This window comes from Brevibacillus antibioticus (assembly GCF_005217615.1).
GTDB classification, from domain to species: domain Bacteria; phylum Bacillota; class Bacilli; order Brevibacillales; family Brevibacillaceae; genus Brevibacillus; species Brevibacillus antibioticus.
This window is the reverse complement of the sequence record NZ_SZNK01000001.1, coordinates 4,236,770-4,258,024: the sequence shown is the minus strand read 5'-3', so window position 1 is coordinate 4,258,024 and position 21,255 is coordinate 4,236,770. Positions and strand designations below refer to the sequence as shown.

General features: G+C 46.9%; 20 protein-coding genes. 18 read left to right on the top strand and 2 right to left on the bottom strand.

Translation table 11 applies throughout. The features are described 5' to 3' along the window. Positions 1-119 precede the first annotated feature (119 nt). From E8L90_RS20305 to ggt, 16 genes are all read left to right on the top strand, one after another. Positions 120-1,421 (top strand): histidine--tRNA ligase, encoded by a 1,302-nt coding sequence (locus E8L90_RS20305; protein ID WP_137031038.1) that lies wholly within the window; start codon positions 120-122, stop codon positions 1,419-1,421. Between the two features lie 59 nt (positions 1,422-1,480). Then, on the top strand, positions 1,481-2,977 hold the full coding sequence (locus tag E8L90_RS20300) for a M1 family metallopeptidase (protein WP_137031036.1): 1,497 nt from the start codon (positions 1,481-1,483) through the stop codon (positions 2,975-2,977). 19 nt (positions 2,978-2,996) lie between these two features. Then, positions 2,997-4,538 (top strand): M1 family metallopeptidase, encoded by a 1,542-nt coding sequence (locus E8L90_RS20295; protein ID WP_137031034.1) that lies wholly within the window; start codon positions 2,997-2,999, stop codon positions 4,536-4,538. A 181-nt stretch (positions 4,539-4,719) separates the two neighbouring features. Continuing rightward, on the top strand, positions 4,720-5,208 hold the full coding sequence (gene purE, locus E8L90_RS20290; RefSeq protein WP_137031032.1) for a 5-(carboxyamino)imidazole ribonucleotide mutase: 489 nt from the start codon (positions 4,720-4,722) through the stop codon (positions 5,206-5,208). After that, a complete protein-coding gene (gene purK / locus E8L90_RS20285) occupies positions 5,205-6,368 on the top strand; it encodes a 5-(carboxyamino)imidazole ribonucleotide synthase (protein WP_137031031.1) in 1,164 nt (387 codons plus the stop codon). Before purE ends, purK begins: the two co-directional genes overlap by 4 nt. Continuing rightward, a complete protein-coding gene (purB, locus tag E8L90_RS20280) occupies positions 6,365-7,660 on the top strand; it encodes an adenylosuccinate lyase (RefSeq protein WP_137031029.1) in 1,296 nt (431 codons plus the stop codon). The genes purK and purB overlap by 4 nt, the downstream gene beginning before the upstream one ends. A 370-nt stretch (positions 7,661-8,030) precedes the next feature. Beyond that, entirely contained in the window at positions 8,031-8,603 is a 573-nt protein-coding gene (locus E8L90_RS20270) for a GNAT family N-acetyltransferase (RefSeq protein ID WP_137031028.1), read from the top strand. A 254-nt stretch (positions 8,604-8,857) separates the two neighbouring features. Further along, positions 8,858-9,373 (top strand): RNA polymerase sigma factor, encoded by a 516-nt coding sequence (locus E8L90_RS20265; protein ID WP_137031027.1) that lies wholly within the window; start codon positions 8,858-8,860, stop codon positions 9,371-9,373. Between the two features lie 662 nt (positions 9,374-10,035). Beyond that, positions 10,036-10,734: a response regulator transcription factor gene (locus tag E8L90_RS20255; protein WP_137031024.1), complete on the top strand. Its 699-nt coding sequence runs from the start codon at positions 10,036-10,038 to the stop codon at positions 10,732-10,734. Further along, positions 10,731-11,747, top strand: a complete 1,017-nt coding sequence (locus E8L90_RS20250) for a sensor histidine kinase (protein WP_137031022.1) — start codon at positions 10,731-10,733, stop codon at positions 11,745-11,747. Before E8L90_RS20255 ends, E8L90_RS20250 begins: the two co-directional genes overlap by 4 nt. Before the next feature lie 67 nt (positions 11,748-11,814). Beyond that, the gene (locus E8L90_RS20245) at positions 11,815-12,585 is read left to right on the top strand and encodes an ABC transporter ATP-binding protein (RefSeq protein ID WP_007729857.1); all 771 of its coding nucleotides are present in this window, start codon (positions 11,815-11,817) and stop codon (positions 12,583-12,585) included. Continuing rightward, entirely contained in the window at positions 12,560-14,446 is a 1,887-nt protein-coding gene (locus tag E8L90_RS20240; RefSeq protein WP_137031020.1) for an ABC transporter permease, read from the top strand. Before E8L90_RS20245 ends, E8L90_RS20240 begins: the two co-directional genes overlap by 26 nt. A gap of 251 nt (positions 14,447-14,697) precedes the next feature. Then, complete coding sequence (locus E8L90_RS20235) at positions 14,698-15,174, top strand: Lrp/AsnC family transcriptional regulator (protein ID WP_137031018.1); 477 nt, start codon at positions 14,698-14,700, stop codon at positions 15,172-15,174. Between the two features lie 74 nt (positions 15,175-15,248). After that, the gene (locus tag E8L90_RS20230) at positions 15,249-15,830 is read left to right on the top strand and encodes a chromate transporter (RefSeq protein ID WP_137031016.1); all 582 of its coding nucleotides are present in this window, start codon (positions 15,249-15,251) and stop codon (positions 15,828-15,830) included. Next, positions 15,827-16,357: a chromate transporter gene (locus E8L90_RS20225; RefSeq protein WP_137031014.1), complete on the top strand. Its 531-nt coding sequence runs from the start codon at positions 15,827-15,829 to the stop codon at positions 16,355-16,357. The genes E8L90_RS20230 and E8L90_RS20225 overlap by 4 nt, the downstream gene beginning before the upstream one ends. A 244-nt stretch (positions 16,358-16,601) precedes the next feature. Continuing rightward, complete coding sequence (gene ggt, locus E8L90_RS20215) at positions 16,602-18,212, top strand: gamma-glutamyltransferase (RefSeq protein WP_137031011.1); 1,611 nt, start codon at positions 16,602-16,604, stop codon at positions 18,210-18,212. A 60-nt stretch (positions 18,213-18,272) separates the two neighbouring features. Here the strand turns inward: ggt and E8L90_RS20210 are convergent, their stop codons facing one another. Beyond that, complete coding sequence (locus E8L90_RS20210) at positions 18,273-19,301, bottom strand: hypothetical protein (RefSeq protein ID WP_137031010.1); 1,029 nt, start codon at positions 19,299-19,301, stop codon at positions 18,273-18,275. 80 nt (positions 19,302-19,381) lie between these two features. After that, positions 19,382-20,092, bottom strand: a complete 711-nt coding sequence (locus E8L90_RS20205) for a YiiX/YebB-like N1pC/P60 family cysteine hydrolase (RefSeq protein WP_162309107.1) — start codon at positions 20,090-20,092, stop codon at positions 19,382-19,384. A 115-nt stretch (positions 20,093-20,207) separates the two neighbouring features. Between E8L90_RS20205 and E8L90_RS20200 the strand changes: the two genes are divergently transcribed. Further along, entirely contained in the window at positions 20,208-20,804 is a 597-nt protein-coding gene (locus E8L90_RS20200) for a TetR/AcrR family transcriptional regulator (RefSeq protein WP_137031008.1), read from the top strand. 17 nt (positions 20,805-20,821) lie between these two features. Next, positions 20,822-21,154 (top strand): hypothetical protein, encoded by a 333-nt coding sequence (locus tag E8L90_RS20195; protein WP_137031007.1) that lies wholly within the window; start codon positions 20,822-20,824, stop codon positions 21,152-21,154. The last annotated feature ends 101 nt before the right edge of the window (positions 21,155-21,255 follow it).

Below are 21,255 nucleotides of genomic sequence, written 5' to 3'. Positions count from 1 at the left end.
TGCAAGCGCTTCTTGTGCTTCGTGCCTGCGGTGGTGTATTTAGGAAGCCATGCGGGCAGGAAGTTGCCTTGCATGGCTTTTTTGGTTTTCTCTATCTGATAAAAGAAAGGGTGTTACTTATGGAAAACGAAGTATTAAAAACGGTAAAAGGCACAAAAGATTTCATGCCGCAGGAGCAAATGCAACGAAATTGGATACGACGGACACTCGAAGCTGTATTCGAGACATACGGCTGCAAACCGTTGGAGACGCCTATGCTACAGCACTACGAATTGCTGGCATCCAAGTACGGTGGCGGGGATGAAATCTTGAAGGAAGTGTATCGCTTGAGCGACCAAGGAGATAGAGAGCTTGGACTGCGCTATGATTTGACCGTACCGTTGACGAAGGTAGTGGGCATGAATCCTGAGATGCGAATGCCGTTCAAGCGGTATGAGATCGGAAAAGTATTTCGGGACGGGCCAGTAAAAACCGGACGTTTGCGCGAATTTATTCAATGCGATGTCGATATCGTGGGAACGACATCGGTGTTGGCTGAAGCAGAATTGCTCAGTATGGCGTTTGCGGCATTCAAGCGGCTCGGGCTCGACGTGTACATTGAGGTCAACAACCGCAAGCTGTTATCTGGGGTGCTTCAGGAGTTGGGAGTCCCCGCCCTGCGTGCTGGGGATGTCATGCTGTCGCTGGATAAGCTCGAGAAGATCGGCGTGGACGGAGTGCGTGATGACTTGCGGGAGCGAAACGTCGAGGAGCCACTCGTTTTGGCGATTACGTCTTTCCTGCAAGAAGGTGTGATTACCCTGGATCTGTTGGCAGAGCGCTTTACAACCCCGTTAGTTCAGGAAGGGATTCGGGAGCTGCGCGATATGCTTGCCTATGTAACAGGAGCGGGTGTGGAGGGGAAGCTTCGTTTCTCTCCATTTTTGGCAAGAGGCTTAGGGATCTACACAGGGACTGTGTATGAGATCTTTTTGCAGGATGGAAGTATGACGTCCAGTATCGGCAGTGGGGGACGCTACGATCAGATTATCGGTCGGCTTTTGGATGATGGAAGAGAGTATCCCGCCGTAGGGATTTCGTTCGGATTGGATGTCATTCTGGCAGCATTGGCAAATCGCAACGCGGAAGAGCAAAAAGCTGCGGATGTACTCGTCATTCCCCTCGGGACAGAAGCATCCAGTCTTGGTCTGGCCAATCTATTGCGTGAGAGTGGTATGAGAGTCGAGTTGGAGCTGACAGGTAGACGACTGAAAAAAGCACTCGATTATGCAAACAAAGAAGGGGTTGCTTTTGCCCTAATCTATGGCGAAAACGAAGTGAACAGCGGGCAGGTCGTCGTCCGAGATATGCGAGAGGGAACGGAACAGCCGGTTCCTTTGGAGTTGGTTGAAAAGTGGTTGTCCGACAAGCTATCAGGGTAAAGAGGAAAGATAGTCTTTATCTTCCATTTTTTGTACAGTGGAGAAAAGGGGGAGATGGCGTGAAGAAATGGGTTTCAATGGTCGGTTGTTGCTTATTGTTTATGACGTGGATGTTGCCTGTAAATGCTACGGAGGGTACTGCGCTTATGCGTAACCCCCTCTATCAGGCTGATGTGCGAATTGATCCAATCAAGAAAGAAGTAGCAGGCACCGTAACGATTACCTTTTGGCCAAAAGACCCTACTCGTGCCTATCTCCAGCTTTACCCGAACGTATTTACAGAAGAGCATCAAGGCATGCTATGGGAGGAACTTTTAGGCAATGGCCCAACGCTTGGCACATACACTAATAAAAAGCTACTGGTCGACGGTGTTGCGGTTGTCGGCAAACAGACGAAAGACCTGAACATCCTCGAAGTGCCTCTAGAAGGACAGGTGGGCCCACGAAAGATTGTGATGGAGTTCGAGATGACTCTTCCACGAAACGACGGAAGGATGTCGTACGATGACCAATCGATCTGGCTGGGGAACTGGCTCCCGGTTCTTGCGGTGTACGATAAGGAAGGCTGGCATCTCGATCCATACGAGCCTGTTGGTGATCCATTTTACAGTGAGAACGCAGACTATGAGGTGAACGTGACACTCCCAAAAGACTATCAACTGGCGAGCACAGCGCCAGACAAGGCTGCGAAACAGGTTTCTGCTGGAGAGGGAGAAAAGACGATACAGCTCGGTGCAGAAAACGTAAGAGATTTTGCCCTAGTCGTTATGGATGCTTCCTATCAGCGAACGGAAACGAAGGTGGGCGAAACAGTCGTCCGAACGTGGTGGCGGAAAACAGATGATCCAACAGCAGCTGAGCAGATTCATGAAGCAGCAGCGAAGTCTCTCGCCTATTTTCATCATCAATTGGGTGCCTATCCATATACCGAATACGATGTGGTAAGGACTGGTGGCGCGATTAACGGGATGGAGTACCCAGCATTGGTCTTTCTCGACGGGAGTCATTTCTTTTCTGGGGAAGAAACAGGTATCGTCACGGTTGTCCATGAGACGGCACACCAGTGGTTCTACGGCTTGGTCGGAAATGATCAGGTAAAGGAAGCATGGCTGGATGAGGGATTCGCGGAGTACGTGACGCTCTCGTACTTATCTCAGCAAGACCCGCTGTTGGGAGCAGAACGGGTGCGCAGACGGCTTGCGCAGGGCACTTCTGTTCAGTATTACGTGGCAGAGGAACTGCGTTCTTGGCAAGCGCTGTCAGCATTCCCTAATAATCAGAGTTATAGCGACCTCGTCTATTCCCGTCCGTCCTCGATGCTGTGGCTATTGCAGGGAGCGTGGGGGGAAGAAAGGGTACATGACGTTTTGAAGCAGTATGTCGAGAAGTACCGTTATCAGGTGGTGACCGGAAAGGAATGGGGAGATTATTTATCTGAGATGGCAGGAGAAGATGCGAGCGCCTTCTTGGGTTATTGGTTGAAAGTAGACATGTCCCAGCAGGAACAGGCAGCAGCTTGGCTGGAGCGCCAACGTCTCAAGCATCAGAAGAAGTAATCGAAGGCAGGGGATCACGATGTGGCGGAAGCATTGGGTGGTCATCGTGGCAGTAGGAGTCGTTTTGACTGTATTCTTGTCTGTCCGGCCTTGGACAGGGCAGGCAGGCTTAGATGATGCTCATGAGATTGTGCCGATTGATCACAGGCGGGCTGCAGTTACTTACAAAGCCGACGTACAAATCGATATGAACAAGCACGTGGTGAAAGGCATGCTGACGGCTCGTTTTGTCCCACAAGATGACCAAGCTTTTTTTCATCTATATCCCAATGCTTTTTCTGCAAATGCTGCTCTCAGTGGTGAAAACTGGGAGGTTGTACTAGGCAAACAGCGTGAGCCTGGTGGTATCAAAATAAGCGACGTACGGGTAAACGGAAAAAGTATCGGCGTACAGTATGCAGGAAAGACCAATACGCTTTTACAAGTGCCCCTTCCTGCAAGAACATCGTCTGCTGAGACGGTGGTGGAGATGAATTTTCAGCTCGAGGTTCCTTATAATAACGGGCGAATGTCTTACCATAATCATGCGATGTGGCTGGGCAATTGGCTGCCGATTCTGGCGGTTAAGGACGCAGGAGGCTGGCGGCTCGATCCTTATTCCGCGATTGGCGATCCTTTTTACTCGGATGTGGCGAATTATCATTTGCGTGTGCAGCTATCAGAGAAGTACCAGCTTGCTACGAGTGGATTGGAGAGCGTAGCTGTCATCACCGAGACGAGACCGCAACGGCTAAAAATCTATGAGATGGACGCATGGAACGTTCGGGATTTTGCCCTTGTCGTCATGGACGATACGTACCAGCCCATATCTGGCAAGGTCGGGGAAACCATCGTACGTACGTGGGTACAGAAAAGTGATGACCCGCAAAACGTAGAACGAATACATGAGACTGCAAGGGAGTCTCTCGACTATTACGGAAAACAGTTCGGGGTGTATCCGTATAAGGAATACGATGTTGTTAAGACAGGCGGTTTCTTTGGTGGAATGGAATACCCGAGCCTCGTCTTTATTGCCCAGGAGTATTTTGAGCGTAGCGATACCATGGGGGAAGCGATCGTAGCGCACGAAACGGCACATCAGTGGTTTTACGGGTTGGTCGGAAACGACGAGGTGCGAGAGGCTTGGGTGGATGAGGGACTGACGGATTATGCGACGATGATATATTTGCAGCAAAAGTCTCCCATGCGTTCACAAGCGTATATTCAGATGCGGCTAGGCCAAGCACGTGCAGCGGAAGGATATGCGAACCAAGGAGTCACTGCAAAGTCGTCCGTGGAGGCTTTTCCAGACTGGAGGAGCTACAATGACCTCGTCTACGGGCGAGCGGGTGCCATGTGGTGGAACTTGAAAGAAGAATGGGGAGTCGAACGACTGCATCAGGTGTTGCGTCAATATGTACGAGATCATCAATACAAGCAGGCGAACGGGGAGCAAATCAAAGCGCTATTGACTACAGTTGCCGGGGCGGATCCCAGTCCCTATTTAGAGTATTGGCTTCAGGTCGAGCTAGAGAAAGCCGAGGCGGCCAACAATTGGGTAGAAAAAGGCAAACACGAATAATTTTTGGCTATTCATTTTTAAATGTTCGGAAACGAGGTTGACAGGCAAACTTTCTCCCTGCTACACTGAATACGTTGAGTGAAAACGAGTTCGAATAGCCCAGGCGATGAGAGCGGTGCGAAAAGCCGTTAGTCGGTTGGGTTTTCTTCTGATGATACAAAACGTAGGGGGCGAATGATTCATGCTACAGCCTTTGGTAGGAGTCATTATGGGCAGTACGTCAGACTGGGAAACAATGAAGGAAGCTTGCGCAATCTTGGACGAATTGCAGGTACCGTACGAAAAGAAGGTCGTGTCTGCACACAGAACGCCAGACTTGATGTTTACGTATGCTGAGACCGCTAAGGGCCGCGGCTTGGAAGTCATTATTGCGGGTGCAGGTGGTGCAGCGCATTTGCCAGGAATGGTGGCTGCTAAGACAGAGTTGCCTGTCATTGGTGTACCAGTGAAATCATCCAACTTGAATGGTCTCGACTCGCTTTTGTCGATTGTGCAAATGCCAGGGGGCGTACCTGTGGCGACGGTAGCGATCGGAAAAGCTGGAGCCATCAATGCAGGGTTACTGGCTGCGCAAATTTTGGGAATCAAATATCCAGACGTACAAGAGCGATTCGTGCAAAGACGAGATGATGTACGCAATAAGGTGCTGGAGGCTAGTGAACTCGAATGACAACCAAAGACCGTAAGCAAATCAAACCAGGATCGACCCTAGGAATACTCGGTGGAGGACAGCTTGGACGGATGATTGCTCTTGCGGGACGAGCTATGGGCTACCGCTTTGTCACAATGGACCCGACAGCAGACGCACCATGCGGCCAAACGGCTGATCGGCAAATTGTTGCCAGCTACGATGATGTAGAAGCAGCGATGCAGCTTGCCTCGGTCAGTGATGTCATTTCCTATGAATTTGAAAATGTCGATGCACAGGTGGCTGAAGTGTTGGAGAGCCGCGCTTATGTACCGCAGGGGAGCCGTCTTTTGCGCATCACCCAAAATCGGATTCGGGAAAAGACCGCCATTCGTGAAATTGGCATTCCTGTTGCTCCGTTTTGTGTCGTGAATAGCTTGGAGGATTTGCAGAACGCCGTGCGTGAACTGGGACTGCCTGCCGTTATGAAGACGGCAACTGGCGGGTATGACGGCAAAGGACAATGGGTATTGAGAAGCGAGGCTGAGCTGACGGAGGCGTATGAAACACTGTCCAAAGCAGGTACAGAGCTGATCGTGGAACAATTTGTACCATTCCAAATGGAGCTGTCTGTTATTGCTGCACGCAATCCTGCGGGAGAACTGGCTGTTTTTCCTGTGTCAGAAAATATTCATCAGGAAAATATCCTACACCTGAGCATCGTGCCCGCTCGTATTTCGGCTGAAGTAGCAGCCCGCGCGGAAGAAATTGCCCGCACGATTGTAGAAAAGTTGGATGTGGTTGGACTCATTGCAGTTGAGCTGTTTTTGACCGAAGATGGTCAGCTGTATGTCAATGAATTGGCACCGAGACCGCATAACTCCGGGCATTTTACCATGGATGCTTGTGTGACCTCGCAGTTTGAGCAGCATGTTCGGGCGGTTTGCAATCTGCCTTTGGGATCTACAGAGTTGCTCTCGAGCGTCGTGATGGTTAATATTTTGGGAGAGCATCTACAGCCTGTCATCGATCAGATCGACAAGCTGCCGCGCACAGCCAAGCTCCATTTGTACGGAAAAGCAGAGAGCAAGGCCAAGCGAAAAATGGGGCATATCAATGTGCTCGCCCCTACTGTAGAAGAAGCGCTCACCCTGATTGATGAGCTGAAAATCTGGACGAATACATCGGAGGTATTATCATGATCGAACGTTATTCCCGACCGGAAATGCGCGCCATTTGGACGGAAGAAAACAAATTCAAAGCGTGGCTGGAAGTAGAAATTCTCGCGTGTGAAGCATGGTCCAAGCTGGGCGTCATTCCTGAGGAAGACGTGAAAAAGCTGTGGGAAAAAGCTACTTTTGACATGAACAGAATCTATGAGATCGAAGAAGAGACGCGCCATGATGTGGTGGCGTTTACTCGTGCGGTATCGGAAACCTTGGGCGAAGAAAAGAAGTGGGTGCATTACGGACTGACTTCTACAGATGTAGTGGATACTGCTCTGTCTTACCTGCTGCGTCAGGCGAATGAAATTTTGGAGAAGGATATCGAAGACTTCATCGAGATTTTGGCGGACAAAGCTCGTGAACACAAGGATACGGTTTGCATGGGCAGAACACATGGTGTACATGCGGAGCCTACGACTTTTGGTTTGAAGCTGGCCTTGTGGCATGAAGAAATGAAGCGCAACCTGGCGCGTTTTCAGGCTGCGAAAAAAGAAGTGGCGTTCGGCAAAATCTCTGGCGCAGTTGGAACATACGCAAACATCGATCCGTTCGTGGAAGCGTACGTGTGCGAGAAGCTGGGGCTGTCAGCAGCGCCTATCTCGACCCAAACGTTGCAGCGTGATCGCCACGCCGAGTACATGGCGACATTGGCATTGATCGCAACGTCTTTGGAGAAATTCGCGACAGAAATTCGCGGTCTGCAAAAGAGCGAAATGCGCGAGGTGGAAGAAGCATTTGCCAAAGGTCAAAAAGGTTCTTCTGCAATGCCACACAAGCGCAACCCAATCGGAAGCGAAAATATTTGCGGACTGGCTCGTGTCATCCGCGGTCACATGCTCACTTCCTATGAAAATGTTTCTCTCTGGCATGAACGAGATATTTCCCACTCCTCTGCGGAGCGCGTGATTTTGCCAGATGCGACGCAAGCGTTGAACTACATGCTGCGCCGTTTCATGAACATCGTGAAAAACTTGACGGTGTTCCCTGAGAACATGAAGCGCAATATGGATCGTACCTTTGGATTAATCTACTCGCAGCAAGTCATGCTCAAGCTGATCGAAAAAGGTATGAGCCGCGAGCAAGCGTATGACACGGTACAGCCTCGTGCGATGCAGGCGTGGGAAGAGCAACGCTCCTTCCGTGCGATCGTCGAGGAGGATGCGACGGTCAGCTCTACACTGTCCAAGGAAGAGCTGGATGAGTGCTTTGACTATCGTTACCATCTGAAGCATGTGGATACGATTTTCCAACGTCTTGGATTGATTTAAATGTAAGTGCCCTCGAATTTTTTCGGGGGCGTTTCTTTTTATAATGTAGCCGTTGTGGCGGAGAAGCGCATTTCCAGTCTACGCTTCGGCATACGCCCCGCTGTGGGATTGACTGTCCGCTTCGGAATAAATGGCGGGAGCGCTTCAAACGTAGAAGCTTCGAGGAAGGATTTCATAAATGAAGCTGAAATTCCCCGCCATTTATTCCTGCGCTGGGGCGGGCTCCAGAGGCGCTTGGACTGGAAATGCGCTTCTCCTGCGTAGCTGTTTGCAAATTCCTTGAAAGTGAATCAGTGTTACCGTCAATTGTCAATGAGCGGCCAAGCGGTTACTATTATTGGAAACTCATTCGGATAGAAGGAGGACTACTATGAATCCACTACTACTCTCTTTTCCGGAGCATTTAGAAACTCAGCGATTATTGATTAGAGCACCGCAATGGGGTGATGGTCAATTTGTAAATGAAGCCATACATGAAAGTGTAAATGAGATGCGCCCCTGGCTTCCGTTTGTAAAAAACCTCCCATCTATTGACGATTCAGAAGCCTACGTACGTAAGGCCAGGCTCAATTTTCTAGAGCGCACAGACTTAGTGCTACATATATTTGAAAAGAATACAGGGCAGTTTGTGGGTAGTAGTGGGCTCCATCGCTTTGATTGGTATGTACGCAAATTTGAAATTGGATATTGGCTACGCACATCGCGTACTGGTGAGGGTCTAATGACAGAAGCAGTAAAAGGTATCGTTGCCTTTGCCATTTCTGAGTTGGAAGCGAACCGCCTTGAAATTCGCTGTGATACTCGGAATAGCGCAAGTATAGCTGTAGCTAAGAAGACAGGTTTTACGTTGGAGGGTACTTTACGCAATGTTAACCTAAATGACTCAGGAGAACTGACTGATACCCATATCTTTTCATTAGCAAAAGGTTATGAATATCAATGATAGGTAGGACTTCTCCGCCCACCAAAACGGTTTTGAAGACAACTTAAAAAATTCCTTAAGAAATTTTTAAAGATTTCTTTTAAAAGTTGTAACCGAAATGAAACCTCTTCCGTACCTACTTGTGCGAGCTTACAACGAGTCCATAAGTACCTTACAAAAGTGTAAGCTTCCTGAAATATAACTCGATGGTTCCTGCTTCGTTTCGACCGTACAATGAAATCAATTCATACGGATCACGAAACGGGAGATCGATTATGACGACAGCAATCATTTATCCAAAATTAAATCACCAACAAATTTACGAAGATTACTCTGCTAAAATATATCGCTATTTCCGCTACCGGGTAAAAAACGTCTGGGATGTGGAAGACCTAACAACGACTGTGTTTATTAAGGTGTACTCCAAACTTGAGCAGTACGATGGCCGTCATCCTTTTGGCGCTTGGATTTTCCGAATTGCGCATAACGCTTTGATTGACTACATGCGCAAGAAGCGGGAGAGTCCGGTAGATCAGGACACATTTAGCAATATGGTCGCAACAGATAAGCTGCCGGAGGAGTGCCTTCTGAATCAGGAGACAACCGAGGTCTTGTGGGATAAGGTGCACACGCTGACAAAGGATCAGCGCAATGTGATTGCCCTGCGCTATCTCGGAGATTTGCGAATGAATGAGATCGCGGAAATTTTGGGCAAGACAGAGGCTTCGGTGAAAATCCTGCACTTCCGTGGGATCAAGAAGCTCCAGCAATTGATGACAGAACAAGCATAAGGGGGGACATCAGTCCTGCCCTTTTTTACTTTTTAGAAAGTTGTAGTGGAGAGAAGAATATTTCCATGCTAGGCTCCAGGCTCCGTCCTGCTGGGGGTTAAGACTGTCCGCTCCGAAGGGATTCGCGGGGAAACGCAAAAGTGGTAGCCGCTCCGTCGCGAGGGCACGGTTGCGTTTCTTTTGCCCGCGAATCCCTTCTCCGCTCGGTAGGACTCCACAAGTCGCTACGCCTGGAAATATTCTTCTCTGTCGTTACTGATTACATTTCTTCCATTCTTTTAAATCTCTAAAAGCCTGTTTAAACACGGAAAGCTCGTAGAGGAAACAGGAGAAAACAGCGAAGATCTTAGGGACACCGACCGAGACGCAATGCAAAAAGCGAAACACGCCCTTAAGCGTCCACCTCTGAAATACATCCTGAATGGACTACTTTGGACGCGGTTTCGCTTTTTGCATGGAGTCGTGCAGTCAATCCCCCAGGGGGTGGCCCTAGAATCTGAGCGTTTTCTCCTGTTTCCTCCCCACCACTACAGCAACATACAAGTCTTTTTTTCATTCGACTTCTAAGTACGAGAAACGCTAAAGGCTTGGCGTAGTCTAGTTTTCTAATGGTATAGTAAAGAATAAAATGGAGGAGACTCAAGACGAGAGGAGTATGTGTGATGTCCATAATTATGATTGTAGAAGATGACCCGAAAATCAACCAGCTGCTGCAAGAGCAACTGGAAAAATACGGATTTCAAACAGTCAATGTTGAACATTTCGATAGAGTCATGGAGGTATTTACCCAATCGCGTCCTGATCTGGTTCTGTTGGATGTGAATCTGCCGAAATTTGACGGATTTTATTGGTGCCGCCAAATGCGCCAAGAGTCCAACTGCCCGATCCTGTTCATCTCTGCACGAGAAAGTAAAATGGACCAGGTGATGGCCTTGGAAAATGGGGCCGATGACTATATCACAAAACCGTTCGACTACGATGTGGTTTTGGCCAAAATCCGCAGCCAGCTACGCCGGGCATACGGACAATATGCTCCGCAAGAAGGGGAGCGTACGGTTGAAGTGGCGGGGCTCAAGCTGTTTTTGGAGCGAATGGAGCTATCTATGTACGATACCAAAATCGAGTTGAGCAAAAAGGAAGCGCTACTGCTCGAAGCCTTGATGAATCAACATCCGCGTGTCGTCAGCCGTGAGCGTTTGCTAGAAAAGCTGTGGGATGAACAGTTTGTCGATGAAAACACGTTGAATGTCTACATCACACGCGTGCGTGGCAAGCTGAAGGACTTAGGTTTAGAGGGAGCTGTCGAGACTGTTCGCGGTTCCGGTTATCGCTTACGTGCGACTTGGGAGGAAGAGCAATGAAGCTGTTCCTTCGAGATCAATGGCCATTTGCAGCGTTTTTTCTCGTCCAATTGATCTTATTGATTATGATTTTTGCGATGGATGGGTACTGGAATGAATCATTGATGATCTATGTCATGTTTTTATCTGTATTTTTCGCGGGGGCTTTTCTCGCCATCCGTTATTTGTCTCATCGCACAATCTATCAGCGACTGAGCAAGCCGGTAGAGACATTAGAGGAACTGACCCAGACATATGGGAATTCACCGTTGTGCCGCGCGATGGATGACATCAGTCAGGAGCAGTATCGACTCTATAAAGAACAGCTTCATGCCTATGAAAACAAGCAACGGGACCATACGACGTTTATTCAGCAGTGGGTCCATCAGATGAAGACGCCGATTTCAGTTATTCATCTGTTGCTGCAAAATGAAGACGATCCAACCGCCGAGAGCGTCCGTGAAGAAGTGGATCGGATCAAGCGTGGACTGGAAACGGTTTTGTACATAGCTCGCCTCGACCGGTTTGAACAAGACTTCCTGATTGAGCCCGTAACCCTGCGTTCCTTGGTGCAAAATGTGTTGGCTGAAAACAAGCGGCTGTTTATTCGCAACCAAGTGTATCCTGAGGTAAAAGTGGATGACAATTGGCGAGTGGAATCGGACGATAAGTGGCTTGCTTTTGTCCTCAACCAATTGTTGACGAATGCCGTTCGTTATTCAGCAGGGAAAAGCAATAAGGTCACCATTCGTGCGTATGAACGCGGAGCACATGCCATACTGGAAGTGCAGGATTATGGAATCGGGATCCCTGCCGAAGATATTCGTCGCGTGTTCAAGCCGTATTTTACGGGAGAAAACGGGCGTAAATATCCTGAGTCCACCGGGATGGGGCTGTACTTGGTGAAGGAAATTTGCGGGCGGCTCCATCATGGGGTGGAAATGGAATCAGAAGTGGGCGAGGGGACAACCGTACGTATCGTGTTGTCTGCAGTCGTACCAACCTTACAAGAAAGTAAGATAGCTGAAAGTTAATTCGATAGCTGGACTATGCGCACTTCCGTATAGTTGAATTTGGAAGTGCAAGAAAGGGGAATGGCGCATGGAAATGCTTGCTGTAAATAGCTTGAGTAAAATATACGGGGGCAAGGTAACCTACCGCGCGCTGACCGATATCGATTTTTCGATTCGCAAGGGCGAATTCGTCGGTATTATGGGCCCCTCAGGCAGTGGCAAGACTACGCTATTAAACATGATTTCCACCATTGATACACCAACCTCTGGTGCGGTTCTTTTGAACGGTACGAATCCGCATCATTTAAAAAAAGATAAACTGGCTCTGTTTCGTCGCCGTGAGCTCGGCTTTGTATTTCAAGATTTTAACCTCTTGGACACGTTGACGATTGGGGAAAATATCGTGTTGCCGCTGACGCTGGACAATGAGAAAGTATCGGTCATGGAAGAAAAGCTACAAAGTGTAGCGGAGAAGCTAGGGATTCAGGACATATTGGAAAAGCGGACCTTTGAGGTATCTGGGGGGCAACGCCAACGGACGGCAATTGCCAGGGCAATCATTCATTCCCCGTCGCTTTTACTCGCTGACGAGCCGACAGGAAATCTCGACTCCAAGTCTTCGCGCAATGTGATGGAGACACTGGAAGCGATCAATAAGAGAGACAATACCACCATGATGATGGTGACGCATGATGCTTTGGCGGCCAGCTATTGCCATCGGGTGATTTTTATTAAAGACGGGCAGCTCCATAACGAGATGTATCGTGGTGAGAGTCGACAGGTATTCTTCCAGAAAATTATTGACTCGTTGTCATTTTTGGGAGGGAACACCTATGACCTTTCGACAATTCGCGTGTAATAACGTTGTACGAAATAAACGGACGTACGCTGCGTTTTTCATGAGTAGCGTTTTTTCTGTCTTAATCTTTTTCGTCTATGCGATGTTCATTTTTCATCCAGAAATTATCGGGCAGGAAATTCATGAATCCGTAGCCACTGGGATGATGGCGGCTGAGTACGTCATTTTTCTGTTCTCCTTCTTTTTTCTCTTTTATTGTGTCGGTGCTTTCCTGAAAAAGAGGGAGAAGGAGTTCGGCATCCTTTTTATCCAGGGCATGACACCGTTACAGCGGAACACGCTGATTTTTATGGAAAACATGCTGATTGGCATTGTCTCGATTGCCATCGGGATTGGGCTGGGGCTGGTTCTCGCCAAGCTGTTTTTCCAATTTGCCGGATTTTTGCTGGATGTAAAAGCACTCGGGTTTTACTTCCCGTGGAAAGCGATCGGTTTGACAGTGGTGGCGTTTCTCATCTTGTATGCAGCTATTTCGCTGTTTACCGTCCTCGTGCTGCGAAGCCGCAGTCTGTTGGATCTGTTGCAAGGAAGCGGTCGGCCTAAGCGTGAGCCGAGGGCATCGATAGTGCTGTCTCTGGTCGCGGTAGCTTTGTTGGGAATGAGCTATGCCTTAGCTCTCACTGCTGACGGCGTGAATGTGCTCGTGCTGATGCTTCCGGTCATTGCGCTAACGACTGTAGGAACGTACCTGTTGTTTACTCAGCTGAGCGTCATCTTCATCGATTTTCTAAAAAAGCGGCGAGCTTTCTATTGGAAACGTACGAATCTCCTGACGCTCTCTGATCTGGCCTATCGGATGAAGGATAATGCCCGGATGTTCTTTTTGGTCAGCATCGTCTCTACCGTTGCTTTTTGTGCGATTGGCACGCTGGCAGCGTTGGCTGGGTCGATTCAGATTACGGTAGTGAAAATTAATCCGTTTGCGTTTGAATACCAGTCTAAACAAAGTGATGTGGAGAGGGCTCAGCATCTGTCGTTAATTGAAACGAGCTTGCAGCAGGGTGGCTTCTCCTTCGAAAAATATCAAGTGTCCATGCGGATTTTGCCAGAACGGGTCAATGAAGAAATGATCGGGGTTGTGAAGCTGTCCGACTATAACCGGCTGGCGGTAGCGTCTCATTCGCCGGAGCTCCAAATGACGAATGACGAGGCGTTCGTCATGCTCAACTGGATTGGCGATTCGGTAACGAGCAAGACTCTTCAGGTGGGCAATACACAGCTCGCAGTCAAAACAGACACGAATTTGACTCCGTTGATCAATGGCATTGAATTTAATCGATTGGCTGTCGTGCCGAATCAGGTGTACGACCAGCTTCCGGAAATGAAGGAAGAACAGCGCTTTGTATACGAGGTGCCAAGATGGAAGGAAACCCAGGATCTTAGTCTTAAGCTACAGGAAGATATGAGTCATTTCGAAGATAATTATTCGTTTTCAGCTCGTGCACCCTACTACCACAGCATGAAACAGATGGCGAACATGGGACTCTTTATCGGGTTGTTTGTGGGCGTGTTGTTCTTTGTAGCCGCAGCAAGCTTTCTTTACTTCCGTTTGTACACGGATCTGGAATACGACAAGCGGCATTACGGAGCGCTTTCCAAGATTGGACTCACGGATGCGGAGCTGACGCGGATCGTCACGACTCAGGTTGCCCTGCTGTTCTTCGTGCCGATTGTGGTGGCCATTATTCACAGCATGGTGGCGTTCGTGTCCTTGCAAAGCTTGTTGAAGCTGATTCTTGTCGCGTCTGTGGTCAAGCCGACTGCGATTGTGTTATGCAGCTTCGTCGTTGTTCAAGGTGTGTATTTCTGGATCATTCGAAACCGTTACTTGTTCCATTTAAAGCAATCAATGAATCGCTAGCGACTTTTTGAAGCATGGTCTCAATCTCTGGACCGTATCGAATATTAATAGAGAGCCTCTCCTAGCGGAGTAGGCTCTTTTTCGTTTTAGTGAGGGTGCTTTCAAAATGGAATTTTCAGATAAATCATTGCGCCGTGTCGGAAATCGTATTATAGTAGCAACAATCATTATGAAATTCGTCCAAATTTTCCGGAATCAAGCTGTAATAAGGTTGAATGTTGTTTAGAAAAGACGAATGAAGGTGTGCTTACATGGATGAAACTTTCCGAAGATCATTTTATCCTGATTTAGATGACATCGATTATGGGATCATTCGAGCCTTGCAAGGAAATGCGCGCGTGCCGTTTACTCAGATTGCAAAGGACCTCGGGGTTACAGAAAAGACGATCCGCATGCGCGTCCAGCAATTGCAGGACGAAGGTGCCCTGAGTCTGGTCGGTATTGTCAATCCAGTCAAGGCAGGGTTTCACGTACAAGCGATGATTCAAGTGGCTGTGGAGGCGGAAAAGCTGGACGATGTGGTTGCTGCGTTAACGGAAACTGTAGAGATTAGGCTCATCGTACTCACTTCTGGTGAATATCAGCTTTTCACACAGGTGCTAGCAACAAGTAATGAAGAATTGTCGCAATTTTTGATCAAAAAGCTGCATAAGATTCCTGGCATCTCCAAAACGAATGTGATTAACGAATTGAAAATACTGAAGTCCAAGTATAACTTTATTCGTTAGGCACGAGTGACCTTGGAAGGAGAATGACATCAGGCGAACTTTTCCGCTAGCTAGGCAAGGACGGAGGTACAGCTATGATTTACTGGAAATTATTTCTCGCCTTTTTCCGCATCGGAATCTTCGGATTTGGGGGAGGACCTACGATGGTTCCCCTCTTTTACATGGAATGCGTGAAAAAGTATAAATGGGTGACAGATGAAGACTTTTCCGACAATCTGGCGCTCGGCAACGCTCTTCCAGGGCCGATTGGGACCAAGCTGGCTGCATTTATCGGCTATCGGGTAAAAGGCTGGAAGGGTGCATTGGTGGCAAACATTGCAGTAGTGATGCCAATCGTGCTTGTGATGATTGGTTTGCTGCAAGTCATATATCAATGGAAGGATGCGCCGGGTGTATACGGCATGATCCAGGCAATTGGTCCAGTAATCGCAGTTATGACAGGCGTCCTTACGTGGGAATTCCTTTCAAAGGGCTGGAAGGGAGCGTCCAGCAAAGCAGGTGCCACCCTTTCCCTCGCCCTCTCACTCGTTGCGTTACTCTTCCTTGATTGGCATCCGGGCATCGTCGTAGGGATTGCGCTGGCCGTTTCATTTGCTTATTCTACTTGGTCTGTCCGCAAGCGCAAGGACAAGGACGGCAAGGAGGGTGTAGCATGATCTACCTGCAATTATTTTGGGCCTTTTTCATCTCCAACATTTTGGGGTACGGGGGAGGACCACCGAGCATCCCTTTGATCCAAAATGAAGTGGTTGACCATTACCAGTGGATGAGTGTGCAGGAATTCGGAGAAGTGCTGGCAGTAGGAAATGCCCTGCCCAGCCCAATCGCGACCAAGCTCGCCGGATACATTGGCTATCAGGTAGCAGGTGTACCGGGTGCAGTGGTCGCATTATTTGCAACGGTTGCTCCGACAGCGATCGCAATGATCTTGTTGATGGGTTTTATTAACTTATTCCGCAGTGCTCCACAGGTAAAAGCAATGACCCAATCGATACGGCCAGTCGTTACTGTCTTGCTCGGAACGATGACGTATCAATTCCTGATGGGCGCAGTCGAAGGCATTGGCTGGATGCAAACAGGGATATTGACAGTGGCATCCTACCTTCTGCTCGAAACATGGAAGGTCCATCCCGCTTTTGTCATTCTGGGTACGATGGCGTACGGGTTTGTTTTTATTGGCTAGGAAAGTAAACGTAAGCTGGTAAGAAGAAAAAGCACAGGGCTCGTAGACGCCCATAGGGTGGCTTTGGCTCGACGGTCATCTTTTTGAAGTGGAGACGGACAGTGAATCCCCCATGATGCTGGCGTGTCAGAGTCGAAGAGACCTGTGCTTTTTCTTCTCCTCCACTATGTTGACTCAAACCAAAAGGACCTTCATTGGTTTTTCTTAATGGCTAACGCCGAACTACTTAGGAGGCGCAAAAACCATGGTTAACTATGACGCAATGGAATACCCATACGCATCGAAGCGTGTGACGACTTTTGCCAAGAACGGCATGGTGGCGACCTCGCAGCCACTGGCGGCACAAGCGGGTCTCGATATTTTGAAAAAGGGCGGAAATGCGGTGGATGCGGCGATTGCAACAGCTGCGTGTCTGACTGTAGTAGAACCGACCTCAAACGGCATCGGAGGAGACGCATTTGCCCTCGTGTGGATCAGAGACGAGCTGCATGGACTAAATGCAAGCGGGCCTGCTCCACAAGGAATCTCCATTGAGGTATTAAAAGCAAAAGGTCTGGAAGAAATGCCGACCTACGGCTGGACGCCTGTCACGGTACCAGGTGCACCTGCTGCGTGGGGAGCCTTGTCCAAGCGTTTTGGACGTCTTCCGCTGACAGAGATTTTGCAGTCAGCGATTGATTATGCGGAAAATGGCTATCCGGTATCGCCCACATTGGCGCATTATTGGAATACCGCGCATAAAAAGTTTTCCCAGCAATGTAAAGGGGAAGAGTTCGCGCATTGGTTCTCCACCTTTACGCCAGATGGCAAAGTGCCAAAAGCGGGCGACATCTGGAAGTCGCCGGGTCATGCTGAGACGCTGCGTCAAATCGCGGAAACAAATGCAGAGAGCTTCTACCGCGGAGAGCTGGCAGACAAGATCGACGCGTTCTCACGTGAGTGCGACGGCTATTTGCGCAAAGAAGACCTGGCTGCCTATAAGCCGGAATGGGTGAAGCCGATCAGTGTCAACTACCGTGGCTATGAGGTGTGGGAGATTCCGCCGAATGGGCAAGGGATGATCGGCCTGATGGCCCTGAACATTTTGAAGGGCTTTGATTTTGACGCAAAAGACACGACGGAAACGTATCACAAGCAAATCGAAGCGATGAAGCTGGCATTTGTGGATGGATTGGAATACATCACAGAAGAGAACAAAATGAAAATTTCCAAGGAAGCATTGTTGTCAGAGGAATACGCTGCCACTCGCCGTGCACGGATTGGTCATGAAGCCTTGACGCCAGAGCCGGGTCAGCCGAATACGAGTGGCACGGTCTATTTGGCGACTGCTGACGGTGAGGGCAACATGGTTTCCTTTATCCAAAGTAATTACATGGGCTTCGGTTCCGGGGTAGTTGTGCCGGGGACAGGGATCGCCATGCAAAACCGGGGTCATAACTTCTCGCTGGACCCTGCTCATGACAATTGCTTGGAGCCAGGCAAAAGAACGTTCCATACCATTATCCCGGGCTTCTTGACGAAGGATGGAAAAGCAGTGGGGCCATTTGGTGTAATGGGGGGCTTCATGCAGCCACAAGGACATGTGCAGGTGGTCATGAACACGATCGACTTCCACCTCAATCCGCAAGCTTCGCTCGACGCGCCGCGCTGGCAGTGGATGGAGGGCAAAACGGTGGAGCTGGAGCGTCATTTCCCGGAGCACTTGGCACAAGCCTTGGAGCGCAGGGGGCATACCATCAAGTGGGCGCAGCTCGGCAATTATTTCGGGCGTGGTCAAATCATTTGGCGTGATGAAAATGGTGTGCTGAGCGGTGGTACGGATATGCGCGCAGACAGCAGCATTGCTGCTTGGTAAGGAACTAAAATATTTTTTCAGACATAATGCCAGAGCTTGCAGCTGACATTATGTCTGAGTTTAATCCAAAACAAGAAAATCCTGTACTTTAGTATCAAGAACAGGCAATTGAAATACCTGTTCAATTTGTAACGATCTCAAATCCACTATTGAAAACTTTACCCCGTCTTCTGTATGATTTTTCATTTGTGATAGTATGTATAATTTATTTTTTTCAAACTTAGATTTCATGTATCCTACGTTTAATTTAATATTCTTATCAATAGAGTTATAATTTTTATTTAATATGAGTAATCCAGCATTACCGGAAAAATCTACAAAGCACACAAATAAATCGTTGTTTTGATCAAGATATAAAGTATCTGCAAAGGCTACATTTAAAGGATATTTAATATACTCGATTTTTCCAGAATGTATGTCTAATTTTGTTAGACTATTGTCTGTAGAAAGAAAGAGATAGTCATTTACTGCTAGCATTTCTGTTGCCCCTTCACTAATTATATAGGAGTGTGTAAGGGTGCCCGTTGTTCTATTAATAATATGGAGTTCACTCTTCTCAGTTGTAGTATTGTAATTCAAAACATATATGTTATTCTGGTCGTACGTTGCATTTGCTAAGTAAGCAGGTAGTTTAATATTATATGTTTTATTCATTTTTCGATCATTAACTCGAAGCAAATTCTCCACATAACTAACGTTCAATCCCTCAATTTGAATGTCCTGTAAATCGATAAGGAATGAGTAGGGAGCCTCTTGGCTTTGTTCTGAAATAGAGAAGTCATCCTTTACAATATATTTTTTTGAAATGTGTTCTGCTGGTAAAATTAGTTCATTATTGTGGTTTCTAATTAAAGTGGGCGTATCATTAATGTCATAAGTTGTTTTGTGAAAAGATCGGCCATCATTTGTTGATACAATATAGGTGTTGTTTTTAAAGGGATTTGAATATAAAAACAAGAATTTGTTATCGAATATAGTTAGTGTTTTTGCTTCCATTAAAAGTGGTGCTAGTGTTATACATGTGAAAATTATGCTGCAACCAATTAACATCGTAACCATGCGTGATTTTAATGATAAGAATGGTTTCATTACATAATCCCCCTAATTCGAGATTTGATACTGAATATTCAAAACTAAGAGTGTGCTCTTCACACACTCTTAGTCTTTCATTAATATTCTACAGTTAATTTCGAGTCGTCAATATCTGCAGGAGTTACAAGAAAGCCGCCATCAGCATCGACATCAAAGCCTTGTTCATACCAAGCTTTCCAAACAAGTTGTGAGCAGTAGTAGGCATCAGTAAAGTGTTTTTGCACATTTAGTTGATAAGGTTTTCCTAATTGAGAGTAGGCATATTTTTGTGCATTATTAAAGTCAGTGTCATCTGCGCCTTTCACATAAAATTTGTAAGCGGAATCGAAGCGATTTCCCCAGTTATTTTCGTACACACGTACTCCCTCTTTTGGCCAAGCTTCTACAATATAATCATTGTTTTTCCTCACAATGGCGGCATGACCGTGATTCCAGCCACTTGTTTCGTTGTCATAAGTAATAAGTATATCACCAACTGTTCCCATTTTTCCGCTTGATGCAAGGGCTGTTAGCTTGGCTTGTTCAATTTGAATTTCTTTATATTTTTCGGGTGCATTTTTCTTTAAGTCATCCAAATTGTTAGTTTCTTTTCTTTTTTTCGCTTTACTTCTTTGCTCTTTAGTGAATTTTGTTTCCTTTTCTTCCTTTGCTAACTCCTCTTGTACTGCAGAAGATGTTAAGTCTAAAAGCCCTACCTGATTACCATAGGCAGCATGAGTAAAAATAGGGATGCTAGAAATACTGAGGACGGTGATAGTGAGAGCAATAAGCTTATTTTTGAAGCGCATGAAGAACATCTCCTTTAAATAAATTAATACTAACCAGTTAGTATTTGTAATACAATATAGCATGAGTACAATTGCATGTTAATAAAATATTGCTAAAAAAGGGAGTATATGTAAAGTGGATAAAGTAAGCAAACATACGCTGAAAAGCAACGAATCTTATCAAAGGTTGATGGATGCAGCTTTCAAGGTCTTTGGGCAATATGGCTATGACAAAACTTCAATTGATTTATTGGCAAAGGAGGCTGGATATACAAAAGGGACTTTTTATTTGCACTTTAAAAGTAAAGAAGACTTCTTTTTAGAATTTATGGATCATAAGTTGTCAGTTTATAAACAGCATTTTCTACCTTTGTTAAATTCCAATGCCACCTTTGAAAGCATAATCAGTCAAGGTATTAAGATATTCTATAAGTTAAGCAATGAAGATAATTGGATTCCTCTTTTTTTTGAATTCTGTTCTATTGCTGTTAGAAATGAAAGCGTCAAAGAGAGGATGTCCATCTATTATCAGGAATGGTTCAAAATAATATGTATGGTCTTGGAAAAGGGGAAACAAACTAATAGACTTTCTGCAAATCTAGATTTGGAAATAACCTCAAGAAAGATAGTTGCCGTACTTGATGGATACAATCTTCAAAATAGCTTTGTTTCGAATAGTTATTCACTCGATCAAATAGAGCAACTGATCAAACAAATTCTGGGGCTGGACTGAGGGAAAGGAGGGCTACCATGGAAACTTTACCTCCATGGGTTTGGAGTGTCTATTATATATTTATCCTCATAACAATAATCAGTGGTATTGTGTATCTAATTCGGAAACGGCGTACCCTTTTTTCGATGATAACTATATTTTTTTCTATTTTCGGTCCAATTGTATTCTTTTTTCAGTCCTTGATGCGCAGTTCTGGTACAGAAATTGATAACCTGTTGTACCACCTTTCCCAAGGGGATATATGGGCTTTGTTTGTTGTCCTTGCTTTTATGGAAATAGTTGCGTGGTATCTCACACTTGCTAAAGATCTTTTTGGCAAAAGGGAACAAAAGAACAATATTAGAACGTAAGGAAAATCGTAATGGTCATAACTTTTAGCTGGGCCCTGCTCACGACAATTGCCTGGAACCTTGCGAAAGAACATTTTACACCATTATTCTGGGATTCCTGA

What these genes read in the sequence shown, in the direction of transcription:
- E8L90_RS20245 (WP_007729857.1), top strand. Translation starts at nt 11,815, where the DNA reads ATGGAAATGCTTGCTGTAAATAGCTTGAGTAAAATATACGGGGGCAAG.
- E8L90_RS20235 (WP_137031018.1), top strand. Translation starts at nt 14,698, where the DNA reads ATGGATGAAACTTTCCGAAGATCATTTTATCCTGATTTAGATGACATC.
- E8L90_RS20195 (WP_137031007.1), top strand. Translation starts at nt 20,822, where the DNA reads ATGGAAACTTTACCTCCATGGGTTTGGAGTGTCTATTATATATTTATC.
- E8L90_RS20305 (WP_137031038.1), top strand. Translation starts at nt 120, where the DNA reads ATGGAAAACGAAGTATTAAAAACGGTAAAAGGCACAAAAGATTTCATG.
- E8L90_RS20240 (WP_137031020.1), top strand. Translation starts at nt 12,560, where the DNA reads ATGACCTTTCGACAATTCGCGTGTAATAACGTTGTACGAAATAAACGG.
- E8L90_RS20250 (WP_137031022.1), top strand. Translation starts at nt 10,731, where the DNA reads ATGAAGCTGTTCCTTCGAGATCAATGGCCATTTGCAGCGTTTTTTCTC.
- E8L90_RS20230 (WP_137031016.1), top strand. Translation starts at nt 15,249, where the DNA reads ATGATTTACTGGAAATTATTTCTCGCCTTTTTCCGCATCGGAATCTTC.
- purE (WP_137031032.1), top strand. Translation starts at nt 4,720, where the DNA reads ATGCTACAGCCTTTGGTAGGAGTCATTATGGGCAGTACGTCAGACTGG.
- E8L90_RS20270 (WP_137031028.1), top strand. Translation starts at nt 8,031, where the DNA reads ATGAATCCACTACTACTCTCTTTTCCGGAGCATTTAGAAACTCAGCGA.
- E8L90_RS20225 (WP_137031014.1), top strand. Translation starts at nt 15,827, where the DNA reads ATGATCTACCTGCAATTATTTTGGGCCTTTTTCATCTCCAACATTTTG.
- ggt (WP_137031011.1), top strand. Translation starts at nt 16,602, where the DNA reads ATGGTTAACTATGACGCAATGGAATACCCATACGCATCGAAGCGTGTG.
- purB (WP_137031029.1), top strand. Translation starts at nt 6,365, where the DNA reads ATGATCGAACGTTATTCCCGACCGGAAATGCGCGCCATTTGGACGGAA.
- E8L90_RS20205 (WP_162309107.1), bottom strand. Translation starts at nt 20,092, where the DNA reads ATGCGCTTCAAAAATAAGCTTATTGCTCTCACTATCACCGTCCTCAGT.
- E8L90_RS20255 (WP_137031024.1), top strand. Translation starts at nt 10,036, where the DNA reads ATGTCCATAATTATGATTGTAGAAGATGACCCGAAAATCAACCAGCTG.
- E8L90_RS20210 (WP_137031010.1), bottom strand. Translation starts at nt 19,301, where the DNA reads ATGAAACCATTCTTATCATTAAAATCACGCATGGTTACGATGTTAATT.
- E8L90_RS20295 (WP_137031034.1), top strand. Translation starts at nt 2,997, where the DNA reads ATGTGGCGGAAGCATTGGGTGGTCATCGTGGCAGTAGGAGTCGTTTTG.
- E8L90_RS20265 (WP_137031027.1), top strand. Translation starts at nt 8,858, where the DNA reads ATGACGACAGCAATCATTTATCCAAAATTAAATCACCAACAAATTTAC.
- purK (WP_137031031.1), top strand. Translation starts at nt 5,205, where the DNA reads ATGACAACCAAAGACCGTAAGCAAATCAAACCAGGATCGACCCTAGGA.